This is a genomic window from Synechococcus sp. MIT S9508 (genome assembly GCF_047303045.1).
Lineage (GTDB): Bacteria > Cyanobacteriota > Cyanobacteriia > PCC-6307 > Cyanobiaceae > Synechococcus_C.
Genome location: NZ_CP138941.1, coordinates 1,019,828 through 1,046,412, shown reverse-complemented (window position 1 = coordinate 1,046,412; position 26,585 = coordinate 1,019,828). Strand labels below are relative to the sequence as shown.

Annotated in this window: 30 protein-coding genes, 1 tRNA gene and 1 pseudogene; 18 read left to right on the top strand and 14 right to left on the bottom strand. The window is 55.7% G+C overall.

What is annotated here, in order from left to right:
- Positions 1 to 326 precede the first annotated feature (326 nt).
- On the bottom strand, positions 327 to 548 hold the full coding sequence (locus SIB42_RS05355; RefSeq protein WP_074160755.1) for a DUF3493 domain-containing protein: 222 nt from the start codon (positions 546 to 548) through the stop codon (positions 327 to 329).
- Positions 549 to 630: 82 nt separating this feature from the next.
- Here SIB42_RS05355 and SIB42_RS05350 point away from each other — a divergent pair.
- Positions 631 to 703, top strand: a tRNA-Thr gene (locus SIB42_RS05350).
- 1,177 nt (positions 704 to 1,880) lie between these two features.
- Positions 1,881 to 2,036: a hypothetical protein gene (locus SIB42_RS05345; RefSeq protein ID WP_231856422.1), complete on the top strand. Its 156-nt coding sequence runs from the start codon at positions 1,881 to 1,883 to the stop codon at positions 2,034 to 2,036.
- Between the two features lie 347 nt (positions 2,037 to 2,383).
- Here the strand turns inward: SIB42_RS05345 and SIB42_RS05340 are convergent, their stop codons facing one another.
- Together SIB42_RS05340 and SIB42_RS05335 are read right to left on the bottom strand one after the other, a co-directional pair.
- A complete protein-coding gene (locus SIB42_RS05340; RefSeq protein WP_115125626.1) occupies positions 2,384 to 2,566 on the bottom strand; it encodes a hypothetical protein in 183 nt (60 codons plus the stop codon).
- Positions 2,553 to 2,765, bottom strand: coding sequence for a hypothetical protein (locus tag SIB42_RS05335; protein WP_067095659.1), 213 nt, complete (start codon positions 2,763 to 2,765; stop codon positions 2,553 to 2,555). Before SIB42_RS05335 ends, SIB42_RS05340 begins: the two co-directional genes overlap by 14 nt.
- A gap of 151 nt (positions 2,766 to 2,916) precedes the next feature.
- Between SIB42_RS05335 and SIB42_RS05330 the strand changes: the two genes are divergently transcribed.
- Complete coding sequence (locus tag SIB42_RS05330; RefSeq protein ID WP_369818454.1) at positions 2,917 to 4,110, top strand: DUF389 domain-containing protein; 1,194 nt, start codon at positions 2,917 to 2,919, stop codon at positions 4,108 to 4,110.
- A 123-nt stretch (positions 4,111 to 4,233) separates the two neighbouring features.
- Positions 4,234 to 5,301, top strand: a complete 1,068-nt coding sequence (locus SIB42_RS05325; protein ID WP_067095656.1) for a metallophosphoesterase family protein — start codon at positions 4,234 to 4,236, stop codon at positions 5,299 to 5,301.
- A 116-nt stretch (positions 5,302 to 5,417) separates the two neighbouring features.
- Here SIB42_RS05325 and psbA read toward each other — a convergent pair whose 3' ends face one another.
- A complete protein-coding gene (gene psbA, locus SIB42_RS05320) occupies positions 5,418 to 6,497 on the bottom strand; it encodes a photosystem II q(b) protein (RefSeq protein WP_066904623.1) in 1,080 nt (359 codons plus the stop codon).
- A gap of 211 nt (positions 6,498 to 6,708) precedes the next feature.
- Between psbA and SIB42_RS05315 the strand changes: the two genes are divergently transcribed.
- The 4 genes from SIB42_RS05315 to SIB42_RS05300 all read left to right on the top strand — a co-directional run bounded on the left by SIB42_RS05315 (position 6,709) and on the right by SIB42_RS05300 (position 8,159).
- Complete coding sequence (locus SIB42_RS05315) at positions 6,709 to 6,849, top strand: hypothetical protein (RefSeq protein ID WP_197459903.1); 141 nt, start codon at positions 6,709 to 6,711, stop codon at positions 6,847 to 6,849.
- A gap of 35 nt (positions 6,850 to 6,884) precedes the next feature.
- Complete coding sequence (locus SIB42_RS05310) at positions 6,885 to 7,238, top strand: hypothetical protein (RefSeq protein ID WP_067096394.1); 354 nt, start codon at positions 6,885 to 6,887, stop codon at positions 7,236 to 7,238.
- 40 nt (positions 7,239 to 7,278) lie between these two features.
- A complete protein-coding gene (locus SIB42_RS05305) occupies positions 7,279 to 7,710 on the top strand; it encodes a hypothetical protein (RefSeq protein WP_413328524.1) in 432 nt (143 codons plus the stop codon).
- 80 nt (positions 7,711 to 7,790) lie between these two features.
- Entirely contained in the window at positions 7,791 to 8,159 is a 369-nt protein-coding gene (locus SIB42_RS05300) for a hypothetical protein (protein WP_067096400.1), read from the top strand.
- On the opposite strand, the gene SIB42_RS05295 is transcribed toward SIB42_RS05300, so the two are convergent.
- Positions 8,138 to 9,085 (bottom strand): aspartoacylase, encoded by a 948-nt coding sequence (locus SIB42_RS05295; protein WP_067096723.1) that lies wholly within the window; start codon positions 9,083 to 9,085, stop codon positions 8,138 to 8,140. The two genes, SIB42_RS05300 and SIB42_RS05295, sit on opposite strands and share 22 nt — an antisense overlap.
- A gap of 55 nt (positions 9,086 to 9,140) precedes the next feature.
- Here SIB42_RS05295 and SIB42_RS05290 point away from each other — a divergent pair, with 55 nt between their 5' ends.
- The 4 genes and pseudogenes from SIB42_RS05290 (at position 9,141) to SIB42_RS05275 (ending at position 12,672) form a co-directional block, all read left to right on the top strand.
- Positions 9,141 to 10,130 carry a glutathione S-transferase C-terminal domain-containing protein gene (locus tag SIB42_RS05290; RefSeq protein ID WP_067096403.1) on the top strand — a complete coding sequence of 330 codons (990 nt, stop codon included), beginning with the start codon at positions 9,141 to 9,143 and terminating at the stop codon, positions 10,128 to 10,130.
- Positions 10,127 to 10,765 (top strand): DUF2301 domain-containing membrane protein, encoded by a 639-nt coding sequence (locus SIB42_RS05285; protein WP_067096406.1) that lies wholly within the window; start codon positions 10,127 to 10,129, stop codon positions 10,763 to 10,765. Before SIB42_RS05290 ends, SIB42_RS05285 begins: the two co-directional genes overlap by 4 nt.
- A gap of 62 nt (positions 10,766 to 10,827) precedes the next feature.
- Positions 10,828 to 11,262 (top strand): annotated as a pseudogene (locus tag SIB42_RS05280) (ATP-binding cassette domain-containing protein); the annotation flags it as partial.
- On the top strand, positions 11,260 to 12,672 hold the full coding sequence (locus tag SIB42_RS05275; RefSeq protein ID WP_413328634.1) for an ABC-F family ATP-binding cassette domain-containing protein: 1,413 nt from the start codon (positions 11,260 to 11,262) through the stop codon (positions 12,670 to 12,672). The pseudogene SIB42_RS05280 and the gene SIB42_RS05275, both read left to right, overlap by 3 nt.
- On the opposite strand, the gene SIB42_RS05270 is transcribed toward SIB42_RS05275, so the two are convergent.
- The gene (locus SIB42_RS05270) at positions 12,653 to 13,114 is read right to left on the bottom strand and encodes a hypothetical protein (RefSeq protein WP_413328519.1); all 462 of its coding nucleotides are present in this window, start codon (positions 13,112 to 13,114) and stop codon (positions 12,653 to 12,655) included. The genes SIB42_RS05275 and SIB42_RS05270 overlap by 20 nt on opposite strands.
- Before the next feature lie 193 nt (positions 13,115 to 13,307).
- Between SIB42_RS05270 and SIB42_RS05265 the strand changes: the two genes are divergently transcribed.
- Complete coding sequence (locus tag SIB42_RS05265; RefSeq protein WP_067096415.1) at positions 13,308 to 13,526, top strand: CP12 domain-containing protein; 219 nt, start codon at positions 13,308 to 13,310, stop codon at positions 13,524 to 13,526.
- A 106-nt stretch (positions 13,527 to 13,632) separates the two neighbouring features.
- On the opposite strand, the gene SIB42_RS05260 is transcribed toward SIB42_RS05265, so the two are convergent.
- Both SIB42_RS05260 and cgtA read right to left on the bottom strand, forming a co-directional pair.
- Positions 13,633 to 13,815, bottom strand: a complete 183-nt coding sequence (locus SIB42_RS05260) for a hypothetical protein (RefSeq protein WP_067096726.1) — start codon at positions 13,813 to 13,815, stop codon at positions 13,633 to 13,635.
- A gap of 116 nt (positions 13,816 to 13,931) precedes the next feature.
- Complete coding sequence (gene cgtA, locus SIB42_RS05255; RefSeq protein WP_067096729.1) at positions 13,932 to 14,921, bottom strand: Obg family GTPase CgtA; 990 nt, start codon at positions 14,919 to 14,921, stop codon at positions 13,932 to 13,934.
- Between the two features lie 60 nt (positions 14,922 to 14,981).
- Here cgtA and SIB42_RS05250 point away from each other — a divergent pair, with 60 nt between their 5' ends.
- Positions 14,982 to 16,214 (top strand): ABC transporter ATP-binding protein, encoded by a 1,233-nt coding sequence (locus SIB42_RS05250; RefSeq protein ID WP_067096731.1) that lies wholly within the window; start codon positions 14,982 to 14,984, stop codon positions 16,212 to 16,214.
- Between the two features lie 13 nt (positions 16,215 to 16,227).
- Here SIB42_RS05250 and SIB42_RS05245 read toward each other — a convergent pair whose 3' ends face one another.
- From SIB42_RS05245 to SIB42_RS05230, 4 genes are all read right to left on the bottom strand, one after another.
- Positions 16,228 to 18,603, bottom strand: a complete 2,376-nt coding sequence (locus SIB42_RS05245; protein WP_067096418.1) for an endonuclease MutS2 — start codon at positions 18,601 to 18,603, stop codon at positions 16,228 to 16,230.
- Positions 18,603 to 19,001 carry a VOC family protein gene (locus SIB42_RS05240; protein ID WP_067096422.1) on the bottom strand — a complete coding sequence of 133 codons (399 nt, stop codon included), beginning with the start codon at positions 18,999 to 19,001 and terminating at the stop codon, positions 18,603 to 18,605. The genes SIB42_RS05245 and SIB42_RS05240 overlap by 1 nt, the downstream gene beginning before the upstream one ends.
- 161 nt (positions 19,002 to 19,162) lie before the next feature.
- Entirely contained in the window at positions 19,163 to 20,164 is a 1,002-nt protein-coding gene (hemB, locus tag SIB42_RS05235; protein WP_067096425.1) for a porphobilinogen synthase, read from the bottom strand.
- A 52-nt stretch (positions 20,165 to 20,216) separates the two neighbouring features.
- Complete coding sequence (locus SIB42_RS05230) at positions 20,217 to 21,191, bottom strand: DnaJ C-terminal domain-containing protein (protein WP_067096428.1); 975 nt, start codon at positions 21,189 to 21,191, stop codon at positions 20,217 to 20,219.
- A gap of 117 nt (positions 21,192 to 21,308) precedes the next feature.
- Here SIB42_RS05230 and SIB42_RS05225 point away from each other — a divergent pair, with 117 nt between their 5' ends.
- The 4 genes from SIB42_RS05225 to fldA all read left to right on the top strand — a co-directional run bounded on the left by SIB42_RS05225 (position 21,309) and on the right by fldA (position 24,438).
- The gene (locus SIB42_RS05225) at positions 21,309 to 21,677 is read left to right on the top strand and encodes a hypothetical protein (RefSeq protein WP_067096430.1); all 369 of its coding nucleotides are present in this window, start codon (positions 21,309 to 21,311) and stop codon (positions 21,675 to 21,677) included.
- 4 nt (positions 21,678 to 21,681) lie between these two features.
- Positions 21,682 to 23,331, top strand: a complete 1,650-nt coding sequence (locus tag SIB42_RS05220) for a SulP family inorganic anion transporter (RefSeq protein WP_067096433.1) — start codon at positions 21,682 to 21,684, stop codon at positions 23,329 to 23,331.
- Between the two features lie 284 nt (positions 23,332 to 23,615).
- Positions 23,616 to 23,777, top strand: a complete 162-nt coding sequence (locus SIB42_RS05215) for a hypothetical protein (protein WP_231856444.1) — start codon at positions 23,616 to 23,618, stop codon at positions 23,775 to 23,777.
- A 154-nt stretch (positions 23,778 to 23,931) separates the two neighbouring features.
- A complete protein-coding gene (gene fldA, locus SIB42_RS05210) occupies positions 23,932 to 24,438 on the top strand; it encodes a flavodoxin FldA (RefSeq protein WP_067096439.1) in 507 nt (168 codons plus the stop codon).
- A gap of 57 nt (positions 24,439 to 24,495) precedes the next feature.
- Here the strand turns inward: fldA and SIB42_RS05205 are convergent, their stop codons facing one another.
- Together SIB42_RS05205 and SIB42_RS05200 are read right to left on the bottom strand one after the other, a co-directional pair.
- Positions 24,496 to 25,455, bottom strand: coding sequence for an NAD(P)/FAD-dependent oxidoreductase (locus SIB42_RS05205; RefSeq protein ID WP_067096442.1), 960 nt, complete (start codon positions 25,453 to 25,455; stop codon positions 24,496 to 24,498).
- Between the two features lie 2 nt (positions 25,456 to 25,457).
- The gene (locus tag SIB42_RS05200) at positions 25,458 to 26,084 is read right to left on the bottom strand and encodes an alpha/beta fold hydrolase (RefSeq protein WP_197459904.1); all 627 of its coding nucleotides are present in this window, start codon (positions 26,082 to 26,084) and stop codon (positions 25,458 to 25,460) included.
- Positions 26,085 to 26,585 lie beyond the last annotated feature (501 nt).

The following is a 26,585-nucleotide window of genomic DNA, read 5'->3' as shown; positions in this document are numbered from 1 at the left end:
CGAACAACGAGGATCAAGAGGTCATCTCAGGAGACGATCAAGACGCGGATAACGCAGTGGCCTCTATTGACGTCGAAGCCATCGACGTTGAACAAGAGCTCCTCAAAGAGCCCGACGACGACTATCAGAATGGCGAGGGCGCTTCATACAGCGATGTCGCCGGCAGCAATGCTGAAACTGATCAGCAATCAACTCAGAAACCAGCTCTCGATTCAAAACCGAACTCTCAACCAGAATCCGCAGAGACGGCAGCCAATTCAGACTTACTTGAACAGAGCTCGGAAAAGAGCAAAATCAGCTCTGCAGAAAACGACGATGAAATAGCTTCAGCCGTCGCCCCGATCACGATCGAACCAGAGCAATCCCCCGAAGAGGACCACAGCCCCGACCTGAATGGCCAGGTCAGTCCCAACATCACTGGTGCCAGCACTGATGCTGAAGCTCATCACGAAGAGGCCGAGACCTCCGGAAGCGAACAAGGCGATCCAGAGCAACCGTCGCAGCCCACGCCAGGGGGTGCGTGATTCACGCAGCAGCCGTTCCCGCATGGCCGGGTCCAACCCCTGATCTCCCTCGGGTTCAGCGCTCAAAAGCTGTTTGCGTGAACCTGAATGTTAATTTCCTAAGGCCGCCGATGTAGCTCAGCCGGTAGAGCAACGCTTTCGTAAAGCGTGGGTCGCCTGTTCAAGTCAGGTCATCGGCTTCGGTGTTGAACCCTGTTGCAGTCGAAGACTTCGGCTGCAACAGGGTTTTTTGACGCCCAACCAAAACAGACCGTCTCGCCTTCTTTCATCCTGCTCTGCCTGCAGCTCCGGCTTCCATGCATCCGCGTCTAAGAGATCGGATTGGAGCTGAGGCACGGGTTAGAGAGATCGTGGCCCAACCCAAACAGCTCAGCCCGCAGCCTCTCCTGAAATTTCAGCGCAATGGTTGGTAGCTCCAGATTATTCCTTCTGAAAAGTATTTAGATCTGTCAAGCAACACCACAAACCAGCTGGTTTGTGAAGCTTATGTCATGAACCTGTGCAACACAGGAAGGAGGGAGCTCTGAAACGGCAACCTTTCGAAATGCTAGGCCTTCAGATTTCCTTTAGATTTGGCCCAACGTTGTTTCTGGGCCCCGCCCTTCGACCCATGGCCAAGAGTAAAAAAGAATTGGCGTTTCTTGGTGGCACGTTCCTGTTCGGACTTGGAGCCTTGGAAGTGTGCCTTCGGTTCGGAGGGTTCTAAACGAACACAATCAAGACAGCCACTCAGATATCGTCCGTCGGCAATGAGCACGAAGCAAGTTTGCTCGCATAAAAAAAAGCCCCGCATTGACGGGGCAAGGATTCACGAAATCCGATCACTGAAATCAGATCGCGCAATCCACCAGCTTGGTGGGTGACATGTGTGCCGACGTGACATCACAACCCTCAGACGAAGCAGCAAAAGAATGCTGAGCGTCATGAAGACGACGAGCTTTGAGCTCTTTTTCTTTGATTATTGCGAGGGTGTTCATTAGAACCTCCTACAGCGCCTCAAACCCCGTTGCCTGCTTGAGATCGAACTGCGCCCTTCTTAGGGCCAACGTGTTTCAACCTTAATCGATCCAGTGGGACATGTAGAGGTGAATGCCGAACAACTTGTCCCGGGAAGACCGCACTGCCCACAAGAGCACGACTCAAGCCCCATAAGTCATGGCTCCAAGCATTGGAGAGCCTGCTGAGGAGGAACGCCAAGCGCGATGCACACACCTCCTGGAAGCGTCGGCGGATAAAGACCACACAAGGGCACCAACTGAATCCAGACAATGGATAGCAGCGCGATCAAGGCATCGCATCCTCACTGGCTGGGAATCATGGACTACGGATGATGGCCTGTTCAGACGGTTTCCCGTTATGGTCACCGCTGCAGGAATAGATTCAATGGGTGACTACACCGTTGCAATTTGGGCCACCATCGGGCTTGTTGTGGTGTTCACGGTGCCAGTCGTCTGGCAATTCATGCAACCCAACGACGATGACTTCGGTGATCTTACCAAGCGTCGCAAATAAACGTTCCCTGTGACTTCACAGGACAGTTGATCCCCATAGAGACAACAGAAGGAATGGTTGAGAGTTTAAGTAGCAACCTCAATTAGCTCAAAGCTAAAGCGAACTTTAATCGTTGCAAAATCAACCTTCTAACTTCAAGCCTTCCTATGCACTGGGCTGATCCGCACATCGATTTCGATTAAGGCAGGACATGAAACGAGTCACTCTCATTACACCCAAAACAATGCAATTTAGGAGCGAGCCAATAAAAAAGAATGGTGCTAATTCACATCAAATTGCTACTTTATAGTCTTTCTATATCGATCCTAGAAACATACATTATTTTTTAAAATTTGACCGCTGCCGAATTAGTTCTCAAGCTGAGACTTCCTTCCTTTGGAATGGCTGTGCTTTGAAGACAGCTGCAACAAACTCGATGCTTTTTCCTGTTCTTCAACTTTCGCTAAACGATTCACAAGATCCCAGGTGTCTTGGGCAGACATTTCACCATCTGCCTCCCACTCCAAAGAAGACAAATCAGAGGGAGACATCGCGCAGAAGACGGCTCCATAACTTAATGGAAGGACTGCTGGAATTCACCATTGCAACAGCAATCAAATCTTTAATGATTTGGAAGTTGGTACTGGCGAATACGATCACCCTTGATTTTGGCTGAGTGAACTCTCCCCAGCGCTCGTTGCCAAAAGCTGTGGCAAAAGCACGACCTTCCGAAAATCCAGAAAAACTCATAAAACGATGTACAGCAGTGACGTCATTGCATTCGTTGAGTCGTCGGCTCAGCTTGTGATGCACATAACAGCAGACAACCAACCGTTGAAAAGCTCAGAACAATTCGTGAATCCTTAGATCGGAACTCTTTGCGTCACTCGAACCTGAACAGGTGAGCGCCAACAATCAGACTGCCCTCACCATTGACGAGTTCATGGAGTCGGGCAGCTTGTCCAGCCGCAAAATCAGTCAACTACGTCGCAGTCACATGCGCGATGCCACCTTGGACGAGGTGTTCATTGTGCTCAGTATTGGAGCAAGCCTGATCTCGACCCTGGGCCTGCTTGCTAACAGCTCTGCAGTGGTCATCGGCGGCATGGTGGTGGCTCCATGGATCATGCCTCTCAGGGCCGCAGCCTTCGCCATCCTGCTGGGGGAAGTAAGGCTGCTGGGTCGATCTCTGCGCACTCTGCTGGTGGGGGTTTTGAGCACCACGATGCTCTCCTTTCTGCTCGGTTCAGTCACTGGCTTGCCACAATTCGGGACTGAGGTTCTGGCCAGGACTTCGCCCAATTTGCTTGATCTGGGAATCGCACTCGTGGCAGGAGGTCTAGCGACCTATGCGAAGTTGCGAAGCGATGCGGTGAGTTCGCTGGCGGGAACGGCAATCGCCGTGGCTCTAGTGCCTCCTGTCTGCGTGATGGGACTGTTGCTCTCTCACCAAAGCTGGAGTGATGCCCGCGGAGCTGGATTGCTTTTCGCCACCAATCTTCTGGGAATTCTCACGGGCGGGTTGGTCCTGATGGCCTGGAAAGACCCCGAATTCCGCCATGAGCTGATCCGAAGTCGACTCAGTGTGGCCAGCTTCACACTCACAGGCCTGTTGCTGATTCCACTGGGAGGCAGCTTCATCGGATTATTGACTCAAGCCAATCGAGAAAATAGGCAATCCATGGTGGAACAAACGGTCCGTAAATTTCTTGTCAATGAAACTCTGACCTTCAGCGATTCGGAATTAGTTGATGTGGAGCATGTTGACATTGACTGGAAAACAACCCAAAAGGGTAAGAATAAAGAAGAAGGCATTATTCGGATCATTGTTCGTGTGACAGATCCCGACCTTCCGAGCTACAAACAGGTCACCTTGGTACAAGAGGAGATCAACAAACTCTTACAGAGTAATTACCAGCTTGTCGTCCAACGCACCGCTGTCGATGTGGTTGGGCCGAAAAAAATGATTCCTCCTGCTCAGGAATTCGAGCAGTCTGAGATCGAACGACCCTCACCAATCAAACAGGCTGAGGCTGGCCAGCCCGAAAACAATCCGCTGTCACAAAATTCCGGCAATGCGTTCGATACCCCATGACAGTTTTGCTGAGTGGACACCATCTTCTTGCCAGTTGCTGAAGGGATTACAGGACTCAACCTTCAGCAAATCATCCGGAATCTGATGCCATCCATGCATTGATTCCGGCCATAAACTCGGCAGATGAACCCGACCGGACGCCGAACTTTTCTAAGGCTGATCGCTGGCGCAGCTCTTTCAGGCGGCATCCTGGATGGCCTGTCGCGAAAAACCGGATCACAACAGCTGGGCTCAGTCACCACTCAGACCCTTGACGGGTTGAAACTGGGCTTGATCAGCGACCTCAACGGTTCCTACGGAAGTACGAGTTACAGCAGGGCCGTTGAGCGTGGAGTGGCGTTGCTGTTGCGGCAACAACCCGACCTCGTGCTTTGTGCTGGAGACATGGTGGCTGGCCAGAAAAGATCGCTGACCAACAGCCAGCTCAAAGCGATGTGGACTGGTCTTGATCAAACGGTTCGAGCACCGCTTCAACAAGCAGGGATTCCTTTGCTCCCCGCCATTGGCAATCACGATGGATCGAGTCAACAAGATCAAGGAGGCTGGATCTATGGGCGTGAGCGCCAGCAGGCTGATCTGTTCTGGCACGAGAATCGCGGAGATCTGCAATCCGGGTTCATACAAAGCGAGCGATTTCCCTTTCAGTACGTATGGAGACGTCCTGGACTGTTTTTGGTCGTAATCGATGCCTCTTCAGCCAACGTTGATTCTTCACAACGACGATGGATCGAGGCAGCATTGAACTCCACCCATCGCCAACCTGACGATCTCTGCATGGTGATGGGCCATCTGCCGCTCACAGCCTTCAGCGAAGGAAGGGCGCGCTCTGGAGAATGCATAGCCAATCCACAGGAGCTGGCCGGTTTGATGCGGAGGGGTGGGGTTGATCTGGTGATCTCGGGTCACCACCACGCCTGGTACCCCTCTGAATCAATGGGTTTACGGCTGCTAAGCCTGGGAGCAATGGGCAGCGGACCACGCCAGATCATCGGCAGCAGTGTGACTTCACCACCATCTCTGACGCTTCTTGAGTGGTCTCGACCCTCGAAGCTGATTCGGGAAACAACCATTGATCTCAACACCATGCAGCCCATGGACAGTGATGGTCTGCCTGCGCAGGTGAGTGTTTCTGGTTTTCCCGTGGCTCTCCGCAGAAGCCTGCAATGGCAAAGCGGATCACTGAATGACTGATCTGAGAGCTCACTGATCCAGCAGCTCACTGACCGACCAGCCAGCCAGTAAAAAGCCCCCTCTCCCGAGGGGGCTGTCCGATTCAGCTAAAGCTGAATCTCTTGGAGACTTCAGCCTCAGCCGATGGCGGGAGCTTGCAGAGCCACAGGAGTGGACTCAGCAGCAGCCAGGTCGAGAGGGAAGTTGTGAGCGTTGCGCTCGTGCATGACTTCCATGCCGAGGTTGGCGCGGTTCAGCACATCAGCCCAGGTGTTCAGGACGCGGCCCTGACCATCAAGGATGGACTGGTTGAAGTTGAAACCGTTCAGGTTGAAGGCCATGGTTGACACGCCAAGGGCGGTGAACCAGATGCCGACAACGGGCCAGGCAGCCAGGAAGAAGTGCAGGCTACGGCTGTTGTTGAACGACGCGTATTGGAAGATCAGGCGACCGAAGTAACCGTGGGCAGCCACGATGTTGTAGGTCTCTTCCTCTTGGCCGAACTTGTAGCCATAGTTCAGTGAATCGTTCTCGGTTGTTTCACGAACCAAGGAGGAGGTCACCAGTGAACCGTGCATGGCGGAGAACAGTGAACCACCGAAGACGCCAGCCACACCAAGCATGTGGAAGGGGTGCATCAGGATGTTGTGCTCGGCCTGGAACACCAACATGAAGTTGAAGGTGCCAGAGATGCCCAGGGGCATGCCGTCAGAGAAGGAACCCTGACCGAAGGGGTACACCAGGAACACGGCGGAGGCAGCAGCCACAGGTGCGCTGTAAGCAACGCAGATCCAGGGGCGCATGCCGAGGCGGTAGGAGAGTTCCCACTCGCGACCCATGTAGCAGAAGATGCCGATCAGGAAGTGGAAGACAACCAGCTGGTAAGGACCGCCGTTGTACAGCCACTCGTCGAGAGAAGCAGCTTCCCAGATGGGATAGAAGTGAAGGCCGATGGCGTTCGAGGAGGGAACAACAGCACCAGAGATGATGTTGTTGCCGTAGATCAAGGAGCCAGCAACGGGCTCACGGATGCCGTCGATGTCGACGGGGGGTGCTGCGATGAACGCAACAATGAAACAGGTGGTGGCAGCCAGCAGGGTGGGGATCATCAGCACACCGAACCAGCCCACATAGAGGCGGTTGTTGGTGGAGGTGACCCACTCGCAGAACTGCTGCCAGCCATTAGCGCCGGAGCGCTGCTGAATGGTGGTGGTCATGAGAACGGGAAAGAATGTCTCCGAGGAGACGGTTACGGAAGGGCAGGAAGCCCTGCCAAGCATGATTGTAAAGCAACATTGCGCAAGATGTCGCTTGCTTTATGAAGCCGACGTGAAGAACCATTGAGACCTCGCTCAGGCACGGCCCGCCCAAAGCCAAAGCCCCTAAAGGATCGCTTAAGGTTCTCAGGCTGCGTCTCAGGAGACACCTGTGGTCCTCATTCGTTGGTTGATCGCAGGACAGCGTCTTGAGGAAACCGTTCCCACCAAGGCAGCGCGCCACAGGCGTCATGAACTGGAATCTCAGGGCGCAGTCGTTTACTGGAGTGAACGACTGGTCGAAACTGGCTGAACACCCACACTGAATCAATCCATAACGCCGCGGTCATGCATCCCTCTTCAGCCCCCGCCGTTCGATCGCTGGCCATGGCTCTCACCGTCTTCATGACAGCGGCTCTGACCAGTGCCTGCCAGAAACGGGCTGACACTCAGCCATCAACCAACATCAGTCGCGACGCGCAAATCAGTGAGCTGCAAAACCGTGTCGACCAGCTTGAACGACGAGTCAGCAAAAACATGCCTGGTAGTGATGACAGTGGAGAGCGTGTCCCACCCGGGCCGATCAAATCCATCACCTTCCGCAGCGGCACCGCCGACGATCGGCTGAGGATCTATTGGGAAAATGGCAAGGTCAGCAGCTTGCCCTGCACGCTCGAACAGGGCACATGGGCCTGTGGATAAATCTCTAGGGAGTGAATTGGATCACCAGTCACAGCGAGACATGCCTTCCCAGTCCCGAGAAACACCATTCACGAACCATGGGCATCAGGCTGTGAGCGCAGACAGGAAACCCATGAACCGACTGCTGACAACCGCCACCGGGCTTGCGCTCTGCCTGGGAAGCATCGGTGCTGTGCAAGCGGCACCCTCTTTGCCAGTCGCACAGCCGAAGGCAGCGAACCTCGCAAGGATGCGAGCGGAGTCTTTGAACGGTGGGCTCGCGTCCTACCGCGCCGCAGCATGCATGTATGAGACAGGGGCAAGCTCATGCCTGATCTCCAAATCGGATCAGGGGTTTCTGTTCGGTTTCCTCGGCGGCCCACCAGGCTGGCAGCAGCAATCACCCCCGCGTCCCACTTTGGAAACGAGAGTGCTCGTCTCACAAGACGGAGAGCGGATCCTGGCTGTTCCTTACAACGGTCCGATCCCCTGAATCCCCGGTCAACAGACCACAACGGATTAGTTGACAGACGCTGTTGCTCTGTCTCCGATAGAAGAGTCTTAACCAAGGTCATGAACCTCTCTTCCTTAACCGCCCTGGCTGTGATCGCTGGAACAGGGGCTTTTGCCGGCGCTCCAGTCATGGCACAGGCACCATTGCCAGCATCCCAGGTGCGTGCCTTAAATCTGGCGCGCAACACAGCTGTGACCGAGAACGGTGGGCTCAGCGTCTACCGCCCCCAGCCCTGCATGTTCAAGACCAGCTCGGGCGGCGGAGATTGTCTTGTCGATGACTCTCCAAGCGGTTACACCTTCAGCTTCCTTGGTGGAAATCCTGGCTGGCCTGAAGACGGCAGCGCTGCCACCACGGAAACCGAAATTCAGATTGCTCCAGACGGTCGCAGTGTCCTCAGCATCATTTACAACGGATCGCCGCGCTGATTCCCGTTCAACAGGAGGGCAAGGGCCTCTGTCCAGCTCTTGGACAGAGGCCATTCTTCGCGGCTCGTGAGGCTGAGGGCAATGGCCTTTTCCGCGTAAGCCGCTTCATTAATGAAGACGGGAATCACTCCATCCGGTCCCTCATAGGCAATGGTTGTTCCCTGAGCCGAAACAAACAGAGGATCACCGCAGCGCAGGGGGATCCAATCGCGATCCTGCAGCTGTGGATGAATCAAGGCTGCAGCTTCACCTGAGGCCTGTCGAGGCAGATCAAGGCTTTTGAGATGACGGTGAAGCACAAGCTGGTGGGGATAGCTGGCTTCGCCGGAGACAACATCAGCAATGGCCTGAAACACCGCCTGAAGCGCCAGCTGCGTCTGTTGAACGATGTCATGTCTGCGAACACTTTGAGGCACTGGCCCCACTTCAATCACAAGTCCGCAAGGCCAGCGCTCCACCATGAAACCCTGTTGCGCGACATCGGCTTCATGCAGATAGATCTGCAGCCCCAGCGATGACTGGACCAGCGCAGCTAGGGCCAGATCAGCTGGCCTGCGGCCGTACACCACCAGGCAGTTACCCATCGCAGCTGTGGTGCTGTGCAGATCAAACACCAGGTCACAGGGTGTTTGGCCCTCAGGCCCGAACTTGCGCTGCAGTTCCAGAGCCCTAAGCATTTCACGATCGCACTGCTCGGGGTTGGTCGCGCTTTGCTGCAGGAGATCGGGACGGAAGGAACGATTGAGATCGCGATCGCAATAACGACGACCCACGGCGCGGGCCTCCGGATTACCAATCACTGTTTGGACGACACATCCACACGCGTCAATCAGCTCCTTCTGAACAGCCCATTGCTCCAGAAGCCAGGGAGCATTGACTTCATTGCCGTGGGTACCAGCCACCACCAGCACTCGGGGGCTTGCCATCAGGTCGCTGCACTCATCCATAGCCTGAAGGACAATCCCTTGAAACGGAACCGTGATGTCGATTCCTCCACTGATCGTTCGCAGTGTGCGAAAGGGCTGGCAGTGGCAGTGGCGACGCCTGATGACAGGGCTAGGGCCCGCGGATGACCAGGGCAACTACCAACGGCCAGACAGCGCTCCGATGCAAACGTCGGTCCCGGAGGCAGAGGATCTGCAGGAGCGAGACCCAAACCGACGACCGCGGCTGCTGATCGGACGCAGCTGTCCATGGGCACACCGCGCCTGGCTGATGGTGAAGTTGCGAGGTCTTGAGAGCAGTCTCGAGGTGATCACCGTCAAGGCTGACCACGAGGAGGGACGATGGCGACTGGATCCCAGCTGGCTGGGCTGCACTAGTTTGTTAGAGCTGTATCGCCGCTGCGGGGCGGAACCCAGTCTGCGAGCGACGGTGCCGGTGCTGGTGGATCCTGGCCGCAACGAACAACACCAGCCACGGCTTCTCGGCAACGACAGCACGCCACTCAGCTCGGCTCTGAATCGCTGGCCTACAGCACTTGAAGCCCCAGACCTGGCTCCTGTCAGCCTGCAGGAACGGATTGAAAGCTGGCAGCAGCTTCTACAGCCAGCTGTGAACGACGGGGTTTACCGCTGCGGCTTTGCCCGGAACCAGTCGGCCTATGACCAGGCAAGTGCCGCCATGGCTAATGCTCTTGAGAAGCTTGAACGAAGTCTCAGGCAGGATGGTCCATGGCTTTGCGGTACGACCCTGACCCTTGCCGACGTGCGCCTGTTCCCAACCCTGATTCGCTGGGAGGCTGTCTACGCCCCCCTGTTCGGATGTAGCGCAAAACCCCTTTGGATGCTGCCTGAACTGTGGAAATGGCGACAACGGTTCATGGCTTTGCCTGGAGTGGACGCCACCTGCGACGCAGCAGCCTGGCGCCATGACTACTTCGGCGCCCTCTTTCCTCTGAATCCCGGCGGAATCGTTCCGCAAGGCCCGAAGCTGAGCACACTGGTTAACAGCACCATTCCCCTGCCATGACAACCGCCGATCCCCAGTTCGACGGAATGTATGGACCTTTCACCATCACGTCGACGGACAGAGAGGAGGTTCAGCGTTACAGGATCTGTCTGCTGGTCAGCGGCATCTCACTGAGCGCAGGGCTGCTGCAATGGTGGCTGGTTGGGGGGCATTGGGCCTGGCTTTGGCTTCTGCCTCTTAGCATCAGCCTCGGGCTGGCCCTGCAGTGGATTCATATTTATCTGCGGCCGCTCCACCACGCGCTGCAGCTGTTTTGGCTGCTTGGCTGTCTGGGTTGGCTGGTGCTGATGCTTCAGACATCAGCCCATGAAGCCCTCGACACGCTGGCAAGCCAGCCCCGATGGCTCCTGGCCATTGGACCGATGTTTGCGGCTCTCACCGGCATAGGCTTCAAGGAATTCTTCTGCTTCCGTCGTCCGGAGGCCGTGGGCCTCACACTGCTCCTTCCTGTCGCTCTTCTGGGAAGGCTGCTGGGGCTGATTGGCAACGGCCCTTGCGGGATGTTGGTGCTGGTCGCGGGGCTGCTACTGGTCGTGCTCGCCGTGCGGAAGTTCGGCATGGAGGCAGCAGCCGATGTCGGAGACAAGAGCGTGTTTGCTTATCTGGACGCCCAGCGCGAGGTCGGAGGCTCGTGAGTCTGATCAGCCTGGTTGATGCTTCCAAAGATTTCGGCATCCGAACCCTGTTCGAGGACCTCACGCTGCATATCCGTGAAGGGGACAGGGTTGGATTGATCGGACCGAATGGAGCCGGTAAATCCACTCTTCTGCGGGTTCTGTCAGGAAAGGAACCACTTGGAGGCGGAGAGCGGCGCTGCTCCTCCCGTCTGAGAATTGAGCTGGTTGGTCAGGACAGCACGGTGGAGCCTGGGCTCACCGTGCTGGAACAGGTGCTGGCCGGCTGTGGAGAAAAGCGGGAGCTCCTGCTGCGCTTCAGCGCCGTCTCTGAGGCGGTGGCCCAGTCTCCTGATGACACAACGCTGATGCGAAAACTCGGTGCTCTGAGCGAACGCATGGACGAGGAGGGAGCCTGGGGGCTTGAGCAACAGTGCCAGGAGGTGCTGCAGCGCCTAGGAATCAGCGATCTACACCGCCCGGTGGAGGATTTATCCGGGGGCTATCGCAAGCGAGTGGGCCTGGCCTCGGCACTGGTTGCCGGCCCAGATGTGCTTCTCCTGGATGAACCGACAAACCATCTGGATGCAGCTGCTGTGGAATGGCTGCAGAGCTGGTTGGATCAGTACCCAGGAGCTGTGGTGCTCGTTACACACGACCGTTATGTGCTCGACCGTGTGACACGCCGAATTGTGGAAGTGGAGCGGGGACAGGCCTCCAGCATTGATGGGAATTACAGCGCTTATCTGCAGCGCAAAGCTGACCAGGAGGTCTCAGAAGCCGCTGAAGCTGCCCGATTCAAGAGCGTGATGCGACGGGAACTGGCCTGGCTGCGTCAGGGCCCGAAGGCGCGGAGCACCAAGCAGAAAGCTCGCATTCAGCGAATCGAGGAGATGCGGGCAGCACACCCGAAAACCAATCGCAGCCAACTGGAGATGAGCAGCGTCAGCCGTCGGATCGGCAAGCTCGCGATCGAAGCTGAGCAACTGACGGTCACCGCAGATGGCCAGGCCGACGGCCCGGTCCTTCTGAAGGATTTCACCTACAGCTTCAGTCCCGAGGATCGGATCGGGATCATCGGACCCAATGGCAGCGGCAAATCCACCCTGCTGGACCTGATCGCCGGACGGCGGCAAGCCACTGCTGGCAGTCTCCGCCTTGGGGAAACAGTGCATCTCGGCTATCTCGACCAGCACACCGATGCACTCACAGAAGGGCGTGGACTCGAGCGCAAGGTGATCGAATTTGTCGAAGAGGCCGCATCTCGAATTGATTTAGGAGGAGAGCAACTGAGTGCCTCCCAGCTGTTGGAGCGATTTCTATTCCCGCCCGCTCAGCAGCACAGTCCGCTCAGCAAGTTGTCAGGAGGGGAGCGACGACGGCTGAGTCTGTGTCGAATGCTGATTCAGGCTCCCAACGTTTTGCTGCTGGATGAACCCACCAACGATCTCGATGTTCAAACGCTGAGCGTTCTGGAAGACCTGCTCGAAGACTTTCGCGGCTGTGTGGTGGTGGTCTCTCACGACCGCTACTTTCTGGATCGAACCGTCGATCGTCTGTTCTGCTTCGAGCAAGGACGTCTGCAGCGTTTTGAAGGCAACTACAGCGCCTTTCTTGACCATCGCCGGAACCAAGAAAAGAGTGCCGCGGCTGAAGGCAACCGCAATCGCTCCAATGGGGAGCAAACCAGCAAAGAGCTGGCTTCGAAGAACCAGGGTCCACGTCGACGCAGTTTCAAGGAATCACGAGAACTGGAATCACTGGAACATGAACTACCTCAGATGGAGCAGCGCAAAGCAGACCTCGAGCAAGCCATCTCCAGCGGCCAGGGCGATCTCACCAGCCTGAGCCACGATCTGGCCAGCCTGCTGGAAGCGCTCGAAACCAGTGAAGAACGCTGGCTGGAACTCAGTGAACTGGTTCCCTGAGAGAACGGCGACGACGACGAGGATGCGTCAGTTCTCCGCCAGAGTCACCAACCACACCCACGTTGGAGTTCGTCAAGGGAACAGGACAGCTCAATGGCGTGGAGGGGCGACCACTCCACGGCGCTGGTCTCACTGCTCGACCAGAGGCTTCCGCCAGTTTCATCACGGTGGGGCGGTAATCGTCCGCTGAGCGATGCAAGGCCATCTGGTCACCCATGCGACGCAGGTAAAGATCATGCGACCAAAAAATCCGGTTGTGCTCGAAGGCCTCGCAGGCGGCCTGTAGTGAGCTGAAGCGCTGACTCACTAGCCCTGAAGGAGCACATTGCTTCCACTCAAGAACCTCCTGAAAGCTCAGACCGCAACGCCACTGACGCTGTTCTGAGAGATAGCAGAAGTTCTCCGGACCATTGATCCAGAACATGCGGCCCTCTTCATCCATGAAGTGGCGCCCCTGTCGTTGCCTGATTCGCACCATGACCACGAACCCTTTCTTCTTTGCTGGTAGCCGAGGTCACTCGACAAGGTCATGAGTGTTGATACGGAAACGAGGTCTGATGTCTGGCAGCTGGCAGCACAGCGCAACGGCCGTATGGTGTGGGCGTCGACATTGGTTGGGACACGCCAACGACTCCATGAAATCCATCGACGAGCACATCAAGAAGGACCAGAGCGAGCTCGAAGCTGCCAAGGCAGAGGGCAACGATGCCAAGGTTCGCCACTTCAGCGAAGAGCTTGAGTCCCTGCAGGACTACAAGAAGGAGCATCCCGGCGACAGCCACGATCCCACTCCCATTGAGCTCTATTGTGAAAACAACCCGGAAGCTGATGAGTGCCGCGTTTATGACGACTGAATCGTTCGCTGCACGATCAACTCAATAAAAAAGCGGGGAACGATCCCCGCTTTTTTATTGAGCAGCCACGATCAAGAGCTCGGCATAGTGAACCATGCCGCTTGGGTCACTGATCTTCGTTGAAATCGGCAGGGCTGCCTGTGAGGCTGCACACCACGGCTTCCTCTGGCTTCATGGCATGCACTCCGGCAATTGGACGACCGCGACGGCGCAGGGCCTCGATTTGCTGGGGCGTTTGACAGCGAGCGATCAACTGGCCCTGGGTGTCGAAACAGGTGAAGAAGGTCATCGGACGTTCTCTCATTGTTCCCTTTATCGCCATCCAACGCTGAACGCACAAGTCTTCGTGGGAGCCCGAACACGCTTCTCGACAAATGGATGAAGTCCATGGATGAAGCAAATGGCTCAGACGCCAAGTTCCATCCAGACCTGATTCAACAGATCTTTCAGTCCTTGACCCATCACAGCTGAAATCAACAGTGGCCTCCGACCACTTTCTTGTTCCAGAGCCTCCACTAATGCGTCGCGACCCGACTCATCCAGAAGCTCAAGCTTGTTCACGACGAGCAAGCGCTGACGATCCACCAGGCCATGGCCATAAGCCTCTAACTCCTTCTCCACCACCTTCAGATCACCCAGTGGATCATCCGCCCCTCCATCCACCACGTGAATCAGCAGGCGGGTGCGCTCGATGTGGCGAAGAAAATCATGCCCGAGTCCGGCACCCTGGGCGGCACCGGCAATCAGGCCAGGAATATCGGCAAAGACCGTGCCATCTCCGGTCGGACGGCGCACCACACCGAGATTGGGCACCAAGGTAGTGAAGGGGTAATCGGCGATCTTGGGACGGGCTGCAGACAAAACGCTGATCAACGTGCTTTTGCCGGCATTGGGCAAACCGATGATTCCGACCTCGGCCAGCAGCTTCAATTCAAGCTGGAGAGGCCACTCCTCTCCGTCGCGACCTTCAGTGCACTTTTCGGGCGCACGGTTGCGGTTACTCAGATAGTGGGCATTTCCCAGACCGCCGCGGCCTCCGAACGCCACCATGAGCTGCTCTCCAGGCGCGGTCAGATCACCCATGAGGATGCCGGTGGTGAGATGTCGCACCTCCGTTCCGCAGGGAACATGAATGACCAGAGGCTGGCCAGACGCACCGGTGCAGCGATTGGGGCCGCCCCGACGACCATCAGTGCCTGCAAACAATCGCTTGTACTTGAAATCCAGCAGCGTCTGAAGATTCGAGTCAGCCTCGAGGACCACGTGGGATCCATGCCCCCCATCACCGCCTGAGGGACCACCGGCTGGAACGTACTTCTCACGACGGAAGGCCACGATGCCATCACCGCCACGGCCGCCACGGACGGTGATGCGCGCCTGGTCGATGAACTGCACGAAAAGCTTCGATCGGGACCAGTCACCAACCCTAGGATCGCGAGGCACGGGAGATTGAGCTTGGCCGGCGTTCGCTTCGAGGCGCTCAGCAAGAGCTATCCAGGTCGTGGTGGTGAGGGGCCCGTCGAGGTTATTCGTGACCTCTCACTGTCGATTGAAGATGGTGAATTTCTGGTTCTGGTCGGTCCTTCCGGCTGTGGTAAGAGCACCTTGCTCAGGCTGATGGCAGGCCTTGAGACACCCAGTGCGGGTGAAATACTGGTGGGGCAGCAAGCTGTAACCAAGCTGAGGCCTGCCAAGCGCAATGTGGCGATGGTGTTCCAGAGCTATGCGCTGTATCCGCATCTCAGCGTTCGCGACAACCTCGGGTTCGGACTGCGTCGCAGCCGCCACCGCAGTGCCATCGAGCAGCTCCATGACCAATTGCATCGCAGCACACGCGAGCTGCCGCGCCTGCTTCAAGTCCGATCTGAACGGGAAGCGAAGGTGGAACATCGGGTGCTGGAGGTGGCCCGGGCTCTCGAATTAGATCAGCTGCTGGATCGACGGCCCAAGGAGTTATCCGGTGGTCAGAAACAACGGGTGGCTCTCGGGCGAGCCATGGCGCGTCAGCCGGATGTCTTTCTGATGGACGAACCGCTGAGCAATCTCGATGCCAAGCTGCGCGGCAGCACCCGTACTCGCATCGTGGACCTCCAGCGTCAGCTGGGGACCACCACTCTCTACGTGACCCACGATCAGGTGGAGGCCATGACCATGGGTCACCGGATCGCCGTACTCAATCAGGGTCGGCTTCAGCAACTGGGCACACCGATGGATCTCTACCGCTGGCCATCAAACCTGTTTGTGGCCCAGTTCATCGGCAGCCCTCCCATGAATGTGCTGCCAGTCCAGGTGGGTCGCAGCCAGACACTCCACCTGGGCGAACGCCGGGTGAGTGTGGAGGGTCCCCTCAGTGCGGCACTGGCAGGTCTCGAGGGCCAACGGCTCCATGGCGGCATTCGTCCCGAAGATCTCAAGGTGGCACCTGCCACCAACCGAAACCTGCAGGCAGACGTCAGTCATAGTGAAGTGCTGGGCAACGAACAGCTGATCACTTGCAGGCTGCTCGATGGGGAGCACTTGGTGCAGGTCAGGGCAGATCCGGGTCTCAGAGCAATACCAGGAAGTCGCATTCATCTAGATGCTGATCCCCATGGATGGCGCTTATTTGACGACCAAGGGGACGCCATTCCCGTGCCGACACCCCCATCAGAACGAGACGACACCCCGGTGCTTCCCGATCTGACCTGAAGCGAAGCCCTCTTCAGTGCACCCAGATGACACTGCATCCAGCGCCACCATCACCCTGCTCAGCATCCAGCACACGCTCCACGTAGTCCAGTGAAGCCAACCAGTCGCGCAAGCCACGTTTGAGGCGACCGGTGCCGATGCCATGGATCACCCAGACAGGGCCATTTGCCCCTCGCAGAACGTCGTCAACAGCAGCCTCAGCTTCATGCACACGCATGCCCCGCACATCAATTGTGTTGCGTGAGGTCCGCACCTCAGCAACGCCACTGCCTCGGCGCGCCTTGATCTGAACCACGGGTGCTGGAGGTTCAGGTTTGCGTCCATCAAGACTCTCCACAGCTGAAAGCTCAACGGTGCTTCGCATCACCCCACAGCGCACATTCAGCTGCAAGCCATCATCAGAAACAGCCAGCACCTCAGCAGCTTTGCCGAGTGCCAGAACACGGATGCGATCACCCACCTGAGGTCGCCAACCCAGATGCTGTCGTCGCTCTTGCTCAGGTCGATGACGGTCCTCGAGCTTGCGCAGACGCTGACCGGCTTTCCGTGCCGTTTCACCATCGGCCTGATCGTCACGGAGACGACGGATGAGCTGCCGTACTTCCTTCTGCCCTGAGCGAATCGAGGTCTCGAGGCGCTGCCTGCCCCGTTCCTGCCGTTCAGCGGAATGTTGTTTCTGTGTCTCCCAACGCTTCAGCAGCTCTTCATGCAGCAGTTCAGTTCGGGCCAACAGGGCAGCTGCATCCTCGGCAGCAGCCTGCTGACGCTGACGTTGTTCCTCTAGTCCACGGATCACAGTGTTGGCCTCCCCATCCCCGCGTGGTGAGAGAAGGCTGCGAGCTTGATCAATCACCCCGGCATCTAGACCGAGCCGCGTGGCGATGGCGAGAGCATTGCTTCGACCAGGAATTCCCCAGAGCAAGTGGTACGTCGGAGAGAGGCTTTCACTATCGAAAGCAACCGACGCATTCTCAAAACGGGGATCGTTGTACTTGAGAGCCTTGAGCTCACCGAAATGGGTCGTGGCCACGGTGAGCCTGGCACGATCGGCCAGCTCACGTAACAAAGCCGTGGCCAGAGCACTGCCTTCGCTGGGATCCGTCCCAGCTCCCACTTCATCAAGCAGCACTAGAGCAGGAGCTGGGCCCGAGCCGATCGACTCCAGGATGCGACTGATGCGCTTGATATGGCCACTAAAGGTGGACAAGCTCTGCTGCAGTGATTGCTCATCGCCGATATCAGCGAGAACCTGGGCACACCAAGGCAGGGTTGGGCTGCCGGTGCAGGGGAGCCAGAGCCCTGCACGTGCCATCAGTGCAGCAAGCCCAAGACTTTTGAGCGTGACGGTCTTGCCACCGGTGTTTGGCCCAGTGATCGCAACCACCCTCAGAGAAGCCGAGACATCAACGCTGAAGGGAACGACCGATGGCCCCTGCTCTTTGCGCTCCTGCCACACCAGCAGAGGATGACGCAGATTCTGCAGTGTGAACGGAGCATCACTGGCGGCCTCGAGCCGAGGGGGAACAGCACCCAGCCATTGCCCGTAACGACCTCGTGCCAGAGCCACGTCTAGATCCAACAGCACCGCCATTAGTGCGAGCAAACCATCGACCTGCTCAGCAACAGCAGCACTGATTTCGGCGAGAACACGCTGCTCCTCCTCACGGATCCTGCCGTCGAGATCCGCCAACCGATTCCCCAGATCGACCACCGAATTAGGCTCGACGAACACTGTGCTGCCCGAGGCGGAACTGTCATGAACCATGCCCGGACACTGGCCACCAGCTCCAGCTTTCACAGCGAGCACAGGTCGTCCATGCCGCTGAGCGATCACCGTGTCCTGAAGATGTGCTGCCCAGCGGCGGATCACATCCTGCAACTTGTCGCGCCTGCGTGAACGCAGCTCTTGCCATTGCCGACGCAGTCCCTCCAGCTTGGCACTGGCCCGATCGGCGACGCGACCTCCTTCTTCAATGGCGAACTTCAGGCGTTGTTCCAGCTCCGGCAAGGTGGCCACATCCGAGAGCAGAGCAGTGCACACCGGCCTGAGCTCAGGATCATCGATCTTTCGGCGCAGACGACGCGCTGCGGCCAGGGTGTCGGCAACTGCGAGCAGCTCCTCACCGGAGGCAACACCTCCTTTGCTGCAACGCAGCAGAATCAGATCAAGGTCAGCCACCCCTTGGAAGCTGAGGCCTCCATCTAAAAGGCCATCCAGGCTTGCCATCTCCTGCGTTTTCGCCTGAAGGATGAGGCTTTCAGGAAGAGATTCCGGCAGTAAACCTTGGCAGCAGTGACGTCGCCCCTGGAGCGTGCTGGTGAAGCTGGAGAGATGCTGGCAGAGGCGCGGCCACTCGAGCAGCTCCAGTGTTTCTTCAAGAGCGGACATCAATCGGGCTGAGCGACTCCAGGTTGATTCGTGGGGATTCCCCCCGGAGGCTCATAGAGCATCTCCAACCAGTTGCCTTCGGGATCGCGTAGGTAAAAGGATGCCGTGCCGTCGCGATGGTCATGAACACCACCCACCGCGACACCTGAAGCCTTCAAGCGGTCATGAACCACATCCACTTCTGCGCGATCGCGGAAATGAAAGGCGAAATGGGGACCTGCAGCCTTGTATTTAGGCCCCAGCAAAGCCAGACCATCGCGGGAATCACCAGCTTCGAGGTAGCACCAGTCGTTGGCCTCCCAAACCATGCGCATGCCAAGGCCGGTGTAAAAACTCACAGCTCGTTCCATGTCGCTGACGCGGATGGCGACATGACCAAGGCGCTGCACGGCAGACATGAACGATCTCATTCAGCCCACATATTCTGTAGGTCGCAGCCCCCGGAGCGGTGGCCTGACTGTGAATTCAATCCAGGAAAGGATCGAAAGCCCTCAGAAACGAACGAGTGCTCAGGCAACCCACACCAGAGACTGCCAATCTCAGCTCCTGGTCAACACGATCATCCCTGCTTTAACCATTCAGCGGCATCGCAAGCGTGATAAGTGAGGATCAGATCAGCTCCAGCCCTTTTAAAGCTGAGCAGCGTCTCGAGAACCACGGATCGCTCATCAATCCATCCCTTCTCGGCCGCTGCCTTGACCATCGAATATTCACCACTGACGTTGTAGGCAGCGATGGGCAGCTCCGACTCCAAACGGAGACGATGAATGATGTCGAGGTAAGCAAGACCTGGCTTCACCATCATGATGTCGGCCCCTTCCTGTTCATCGAGTTGGGCCTCGGTGATGGCTTCCCTGGCATTGGCAGGATCCATCTGATAGGTGTCCTTGTTTTTAGGAATCGGCTTGCTACCCGTCGCGCGCGGGGCTGAATCCAGTGCTTCGCGAAAGGGGCCGTAATAAGCGGATGAATATTTAGCTGTATAGCTGATCACACCGACGTGCTCAAAGCCTTCATCGTCAAGGGCTTCGCGGATGGCACCGACTCGACCATCCATCATGTCGCTGGGCCCGATGAGATCAGCACCTGCACGGGCCTGCATCACAGCCTGTTTGCAAAGCTGCTCAATGGTTTCATCGTTGAGCACAACGCCTTGATCACTCACGATGCCGTCATGGCCATCACAGGAATAAGGATCCAGGGCGACATCCGTCATGATCGCCATCTCAGGGATCTCCTGCTTCAGCTGGCGGATTGCACGAGGGATCAGACCATTTTCGTTAAAGCACTCAGCCCCGTCCTCGGTTTTAAGTCCTTCAGCCACCTTGGGGAAAAGCACCACGCAACGGATGCCCAGATCCCAGGCACGTTTCACCTCACCAGTGAGTTGATCAAGGCTCCAGCGACTGGCGCCCGGCATGGCGCCAATCGGCTCCACTCCAGCACCTTCATGCACAAACAACGGATAAATGAAGTCTGCTGGGGAAAGACTGTTTTCACGGACGATGGCTCGCAACGCCGGCGAGCGGCGCAGGCGACGCGGGCGGTAGGTGAGGTCCATCAGCAGCCTTGATCGGTGCAGGAGATCGTAAGCGGCAACAGCCGTCAGGGTCTCAAAGACGAGCGCTCTGTAGCCAGTCGCTACGGGGATCGTCGGTTCGGGCTTCTCTGAGCTGCTCCAGCAGATTGCGCTGCTGATCCGACCATTGACTGGGCCACTGCACGCTGAGATTGAGGAGCAGATCACCACGACCGGCTTTCAAGGGCCAACCTTTCCCTTTCAGTCGCAGGCTCCTGCCAGGCGATGTGCCGGCGGGAATCGAAACCTCAGCCTCACCGTCAGGTGTCATGACCTTCACCAGGCCACCAAGAGCAAGCTCATCAATGGAGACGGGCAGGTCCGCACGTAGCTGATCACCATCGAGGCGCCATACCGGGTGCGCCTGCACCTCGAGACTGAGATAGAGATCTCCGCGGCGTCCGGTTCCCGGCTGCAAATTCCCCTTGCCTTTGAGCCGAAGCCTGGATCCTGTTTTGACCCCGGCAGGGATCCTGACTTGAACCCTCTCATCATTCACAGAGAGAGTTCGCTCAGCACCGCGGAAAGCCTCGGCGAAGGTCACTTTCACACTGGCTTCAGCATCGAGATTCAAGGGAGTCCTCGAGGCCCCTCGGGGGAAACCACCACCAGGGAAACCACCGCCGGCGAACCCGCCTGGAGCGCCTCCAAAGCCTGCATTACCAGGGCCGCCGAAACGACCCAACAGGTCATTGATGAAATCGTCGAAGTTGCCGTAGCGGCCAAAATCAACGTCAAACCCTCCGGTACCCGCTCCAGCACCAGGAGCTCCGGCCTGATTCCAGTACTGACCAAACTGTTCATATCTGCGGCGCTTATCCGGATCGGAAAGCACCTCATAGGCTTCGCTCACCTCCTTGAATTTGGCCTCAGCATTGGCATCGCCGGGATTCACATCGGGGTGATATTTACGCGCCAACTTGCGAAAAGCCCGCTTGATCGCATCGGCATCAACACTGCGCTCTACCCCGAGCACCTTGAAGTAATCGCGGTATCCACTGCCGGCCATGGTGATCGCTGCGCTCCTAGAGCTCCGATTGGTCTCAGTGTCCCAGTTCCGTCCGGGGTTCGGCACCGATGAAGGAGGCCGGATGCCCGTACGTCGGAACGCACGTACATTTCGCAAATGCTCAAAGTTCTTCTGCTTGGCGCACTCAGCAGCCTCAACATCGCCTTCATTGGCAATGGCACAGCCAAAGCAAGTCCCGATCCCGGCGCTCTGGCTGACTTTCTGAGCCGAACCAAGGTCATTTATTACGGATCCTGGCGCTGCCCGGCATGTCAGTACCAAGCACGACTATTCGGCGATGCGGCAATACATCTTCCCTACGTGGAATGCGGGAAACCAAAGGAACTACCGATCCAAGCGGCTGCCTGCAAACAAGAGGAAATCCGGGCTTATCCCACCTGGATCCTGCCCAACGGTGAGCGGCGGGAAGGTGTGCAATCCCTGGAGGGCCTAAGGATCTGGTCTGGAATGCCCGGGACCCCCTAACACGATGACCGCGAGCAGGCGTCCCCTGATCAACGGCTTTCAATGGCGACACTGGCGGGGAGATCTCACAGGTGGTGTCACTGCTGCAGTCGTGGCACTGCCCCTAGCCCTGGCTTTCGGCAATGCAGCGCTAGGCCCAGGAGGGGCGATTTACGGTCTCTACGGAGCGATCATCACAGGCTTTTTTGCGGCACTGTTTGGCGGAACGCCGGCCCAAGTGAGCGGACCGACAGGCCCGATGAGTGTGACGGTGGCAGGCGTAATTAGCAGTCTCGCGGCAGTCGGAGCAATCCGGGAGCTCAGCCAGGGAGACATGCTTGCCATGGTGATGGCCGCAGTGGTTCTTGGAGGATTGCTGCAGATCCTGATGGGGGTGCTTCGCCTCGGGCGATACATCACTCTAGTTCCCTATTCCGTGGTCTCCGGGTTCATGTCGGGGATCGGCGTGATCATTCTGTGCCTCCAGATTGGCCCTTTGTTGGGGATCAGCAGCCAGGGAGGAGTGGCGTCCTCGCTGCAAATGGTGAGCACTAATTTCACGCCCAACCCCGCAGCTGTGGCGGTCGGCATCGCGACACTTGTGGTGGTGTTCGCCGCACCAAGACGGGTAACCAAAGTGATCCCCTCACCGTTGTTGGGCCTTCTGCTGATCACGCCACTCGCGCTGTGGCTATTTCCAGAAGACCTGCCTCGCATCGGTTCGATCCCTGAAGGAGGACTGAGCTTCAGCGCTCCGAACTGGAGCAACCACCTCCCGCTACTGCTCAAATCGGGGCTGGTGCTTGCTTTGCTCGGAGCGATTGACTCGTTACTCACATCGCTAGTGGCTGACAACATCAGTCAGACCCGCCATCGATCAGACCGGGAACTGGTGGGTCAAGGCATTGCCAACAGCATCTCAGGACTGTTCAGCGGGCTCCCAGGTGCAGGAGCAACGATGAGAACGGTGATCAACATCCGATCAGGCGGACGAACACCGCTGTCAGGCATGACGCACTCCGTGGTGCTGCTTGTCTTGTTGTTAGGAGCCGGCCCACTTGCCGAAGGCATCCCAACAGCACTACTAGCGGGAATCCTGATCAAGGTCGGGCTGGACATCATCGACTGGGGCTTCCTGCTTCGAGCTCACAGGCTGTCGTTCAAAACGGCACTCGTGATGTGGGGAGTCCTCTTCATGACAGTGTTCTGGGATCTAATCGGGGCCGTTCTTGTAGGAATGTTCGTGGCCAATTTGCTGACGATTGAATCGCTGACGAATCATCAACTCGGCAACATGAACACCGGAACGGGGCATCTGACGACGCAAGAGCAGGGTTTAATGAAACGTTGTGGTGATGATCTGATTCTGTTCCGAATGCAAGGCCCGCTAAGTTTCGGCGCAGCGAAGGGAATTAGTGAACGGATGATGCTGGTAAGGCACTACAAAGTGCTACTTCTTGACATCACAGATGTGCCACTTCTAGGCGTCACAGCAAGCCTTGCCATCGAGAGAATGGTTAAAGAGGCTGAACGACAGCAGCGCAGAGTAATGGTGACGGGGGCAAGCGGAAAAGTCAAACAAAGACTGGCGCAATTTGGAATCAAACATCTAATCGACGAAAGACATGAAGCATTAGATCAAGCGGCAGACTGGATCAACAAGACGAACAACTGACTCCAGAAACCAAGCAAAAACTCCTTCTAATATTAAAACAAATAGTCAGGAATAAAAGAGAGACTGAAAACTCATCAAAACAAAATAATGCAAATTTACCGAGTGATAACAACAACAGCCTGCGACGAGAACACAAAGATCAGAATTAAAATCGTCAGACCAATACGACTACCTAAACCACAAATCAAACCAACAACAATCGATACAACATCACGTAAAAACGTCGGAGGCGATAATACAAGCGAAGGATAAAGTTTTTGAAAAAGAAGAAGGTAGCCACGACCTTGACGGGCAAGCAAAACCTGGAAGCGTTTATCGACTACATCGAATCTGACTCACTCAAACGCAAGAAATGGCTGTCACGCGCCAGAGAGGCTGAATTCAACCAAGCATTGCCCGAATATCGCGAAATGACATCGCCAAAAGGGATGCCGTTGCAGATGTGACGAGAGCCGTGCTAAAAACAGCAAGGTCAACACAAAATGTCACAAGCTTGTAGCAAAATTACAGGAGAGCGCGTCACATACAACCAAGAAGCGCGTCAAAAGCGGGAACAACCTTGGCCGGAAGCAAGGATGATGATCGAGTTATCCAATTCCTATGGCTTTCACGATTTTCTTTGCAACATCAACGGGCAAAACGGAAGATATTGCCGATCGCCTGAAGGAACTTCTGGGGACTGATGCCAAAGATGTAGACAGCATCAGCGGTGTCGACGAATTGGCTTCTGCAGAAGCTCTCGTCTGCTGCATTCCAACCTGGAACACAGGTGCCGATGAAGCACGTTCAGGTACAGCCTGGGACGACCTGATTACTGAAATTCCTGATCAAGATTTCGCTGGTAAGCCCGTTGCGATTCTCGGACTGGGCGACTCCTCAGGTTACGGCGACTATTTCTGTGACGCCATGGAAGAGCTTTATAGCGCATTCCAAAAATCTGGCGCAAAACTGATTGGTCAAGTATCTCCTGAAGGTTATACCTTTGATGAGTCAAAGAGTGTGATCGACGGTAAGTTCTGTGGACTGCCTATCGACGAAGACAACGAATCTGAACTCACCGACCAACGCCTGTCTTCCTGGGTCGCGCAAATCAATTCAGAAGCCTGATCATCATTGGTCAGGGAATAAATGAAAAGCGCCTTCGGGCGCTTTTTTTATTGCTCATTAGCGATGTACCCAATCGACACGGATTTCTTTACGCTGATTTAGAAATTTATCGATCGACATTGCCGCAATGCAACCATCCGAGCAAGCAACAACGGCCTGCTTAAAAGGGGTATTGCGAATATCGCCAATCGCCCAAACACCGTCCAAACCTGTCATCATGTCATCGTTGACTTGAACACCACCTTCTTCAGTCAAAGGAATCTGACCATGCAAGTAATCGGTAATTGGCAAACTACCAGACGAATAAACAAAGACACCATTCACATCCAATTGAGTATCTTCATCATTACCTGATTCTTGGAGCTTAACTGCAGTTACCCCAGAATCGTCACCATCCACAGAAGTCAACCGTGTTCGCTTCCAGTGCTTCACGTTTGGCGCGGATTGAAGCTGAGAGAGGCCGGTGCAATTTGTATTTGGCTTACTGTTCGTGATCCAATGAACAGTCGAAGCAAATTTGGTTAAAACAAGAGCCTCATCAATGGCCTCCTGATTAGAACCATAAACTGCAACTTGCTGATTTTTGTAAAATGCACCATCACACGTGGCGCAGTAACTGACACCACGACCAAGAAACTGATCTTCACCAGGGAATGTGGATGTGCGTCCCATTGCCCCAGTTGCTAGAACAAGAGTTTTCCCTTTAAAGGTTCCTTCAGGCGTATAAACTGTTTTTTCAGAGCCAGATAAGTCAATTCCATAGACTTGAACCTGCTGATAAATTGCACCATAACTAATTGCCTGATCTCTCATCGTTTTGAGCAAATCAGCACCAGAAGTATCTGCTGGAACGCCAGGATAATTTGCAATTTTATGGGTAATTGCGAGCGCACCAACGGCTGGATTTTTATCTAAAATATAAGTCTTCAATGAGGAGCGAGCTGTATAGAGGGCACAGGCGCAACCAGCTGGACCACCGCCAACAATGATGACATCAGCTTCGAAAATATCCGACATAATTAACTCCGAGCGAGAGAGGTGAAGTCATTGGAACTAAGCTCACGGTCAATCCATGGACCAGGAACCATTTGAATGAATGCTGTAATCAGTTGGGCTACATGTTGAGATTGATCAAACTGAAAGAAATGGCGACCTTTTTCCATGCAAACAAATCGATCTCCAGATTTTAGCGATTTAGACCATCGGTCGCGTGAATTAGTGTCAACAACAAAATCTCTTTCACCATTCAAAACAAATGTTGGCACCTCTCTAGGTGTACTTAAATCTGGAATATGCTGTTGATTGACTATAGAACCTTGAATAAATTCATTGTCTAAACATTTTGCCAAAAGGCAAGGAAACACCTCAACAGTACGAGGATTTTGTTGGGAGAAGAGCAAAGACGACAAATGTCTCAAAATGGCTTGCCTAGAAGATGGCAATTGACTCCGCATGTCCAAGTAGTGAGAGGACCAGTGGTTGGCTGAAAGGGTATCAACAGAAAGCAGTGTAAGAGATTTTACCAGATCAGGGTACTTTTCTGCAAAAAGACAAGCAATCGTGCCACTGATACCGTGGCCAACCAGATGCATCGGCTCGGAGGACCCAACAAGGGTCTGTCGAAGCAGGTCATGCACCGTGGCCACAGAGCAAGACTCATCGAGATCATGCTGAAAAGACCATCGCTGTACAGCGAACGATCGACTTAGTAATTGAGCAACACGCTTATTGAGACAATGCAAGGTCGGTTGCAGATCAATCCAAAGGACCTTGTCTTGAGGCATATGTTGCACCATTTCATTTAGTTTGAAAGAGTGCGGCACTGGCACCGAAGCACAGCTAACAAGCCGTCGTATAAAATGGAATCACGCTACGTAGACAAGACAACTAGGTCGCAGGAGTAGCAACAGAGATTGATCCTTGTGAAATCCTCTGCTTGAGGTGCTTGATGAGCTTCTGATCAATCTTGTCGGCAGATTGCTCAAGACAGATGAGAGATTGATAAGCGCTATCAGAGATGAATCCAGCACATGTTGTCTCAAGGTATAAATCAACCACCTTGGAATGAGTGGCGAGCAATTCAGATTGACTACCAGACAAGAGAGTGACACGCAATCCTTAAGCAAAGCTAAATGCATGGAGGCGGG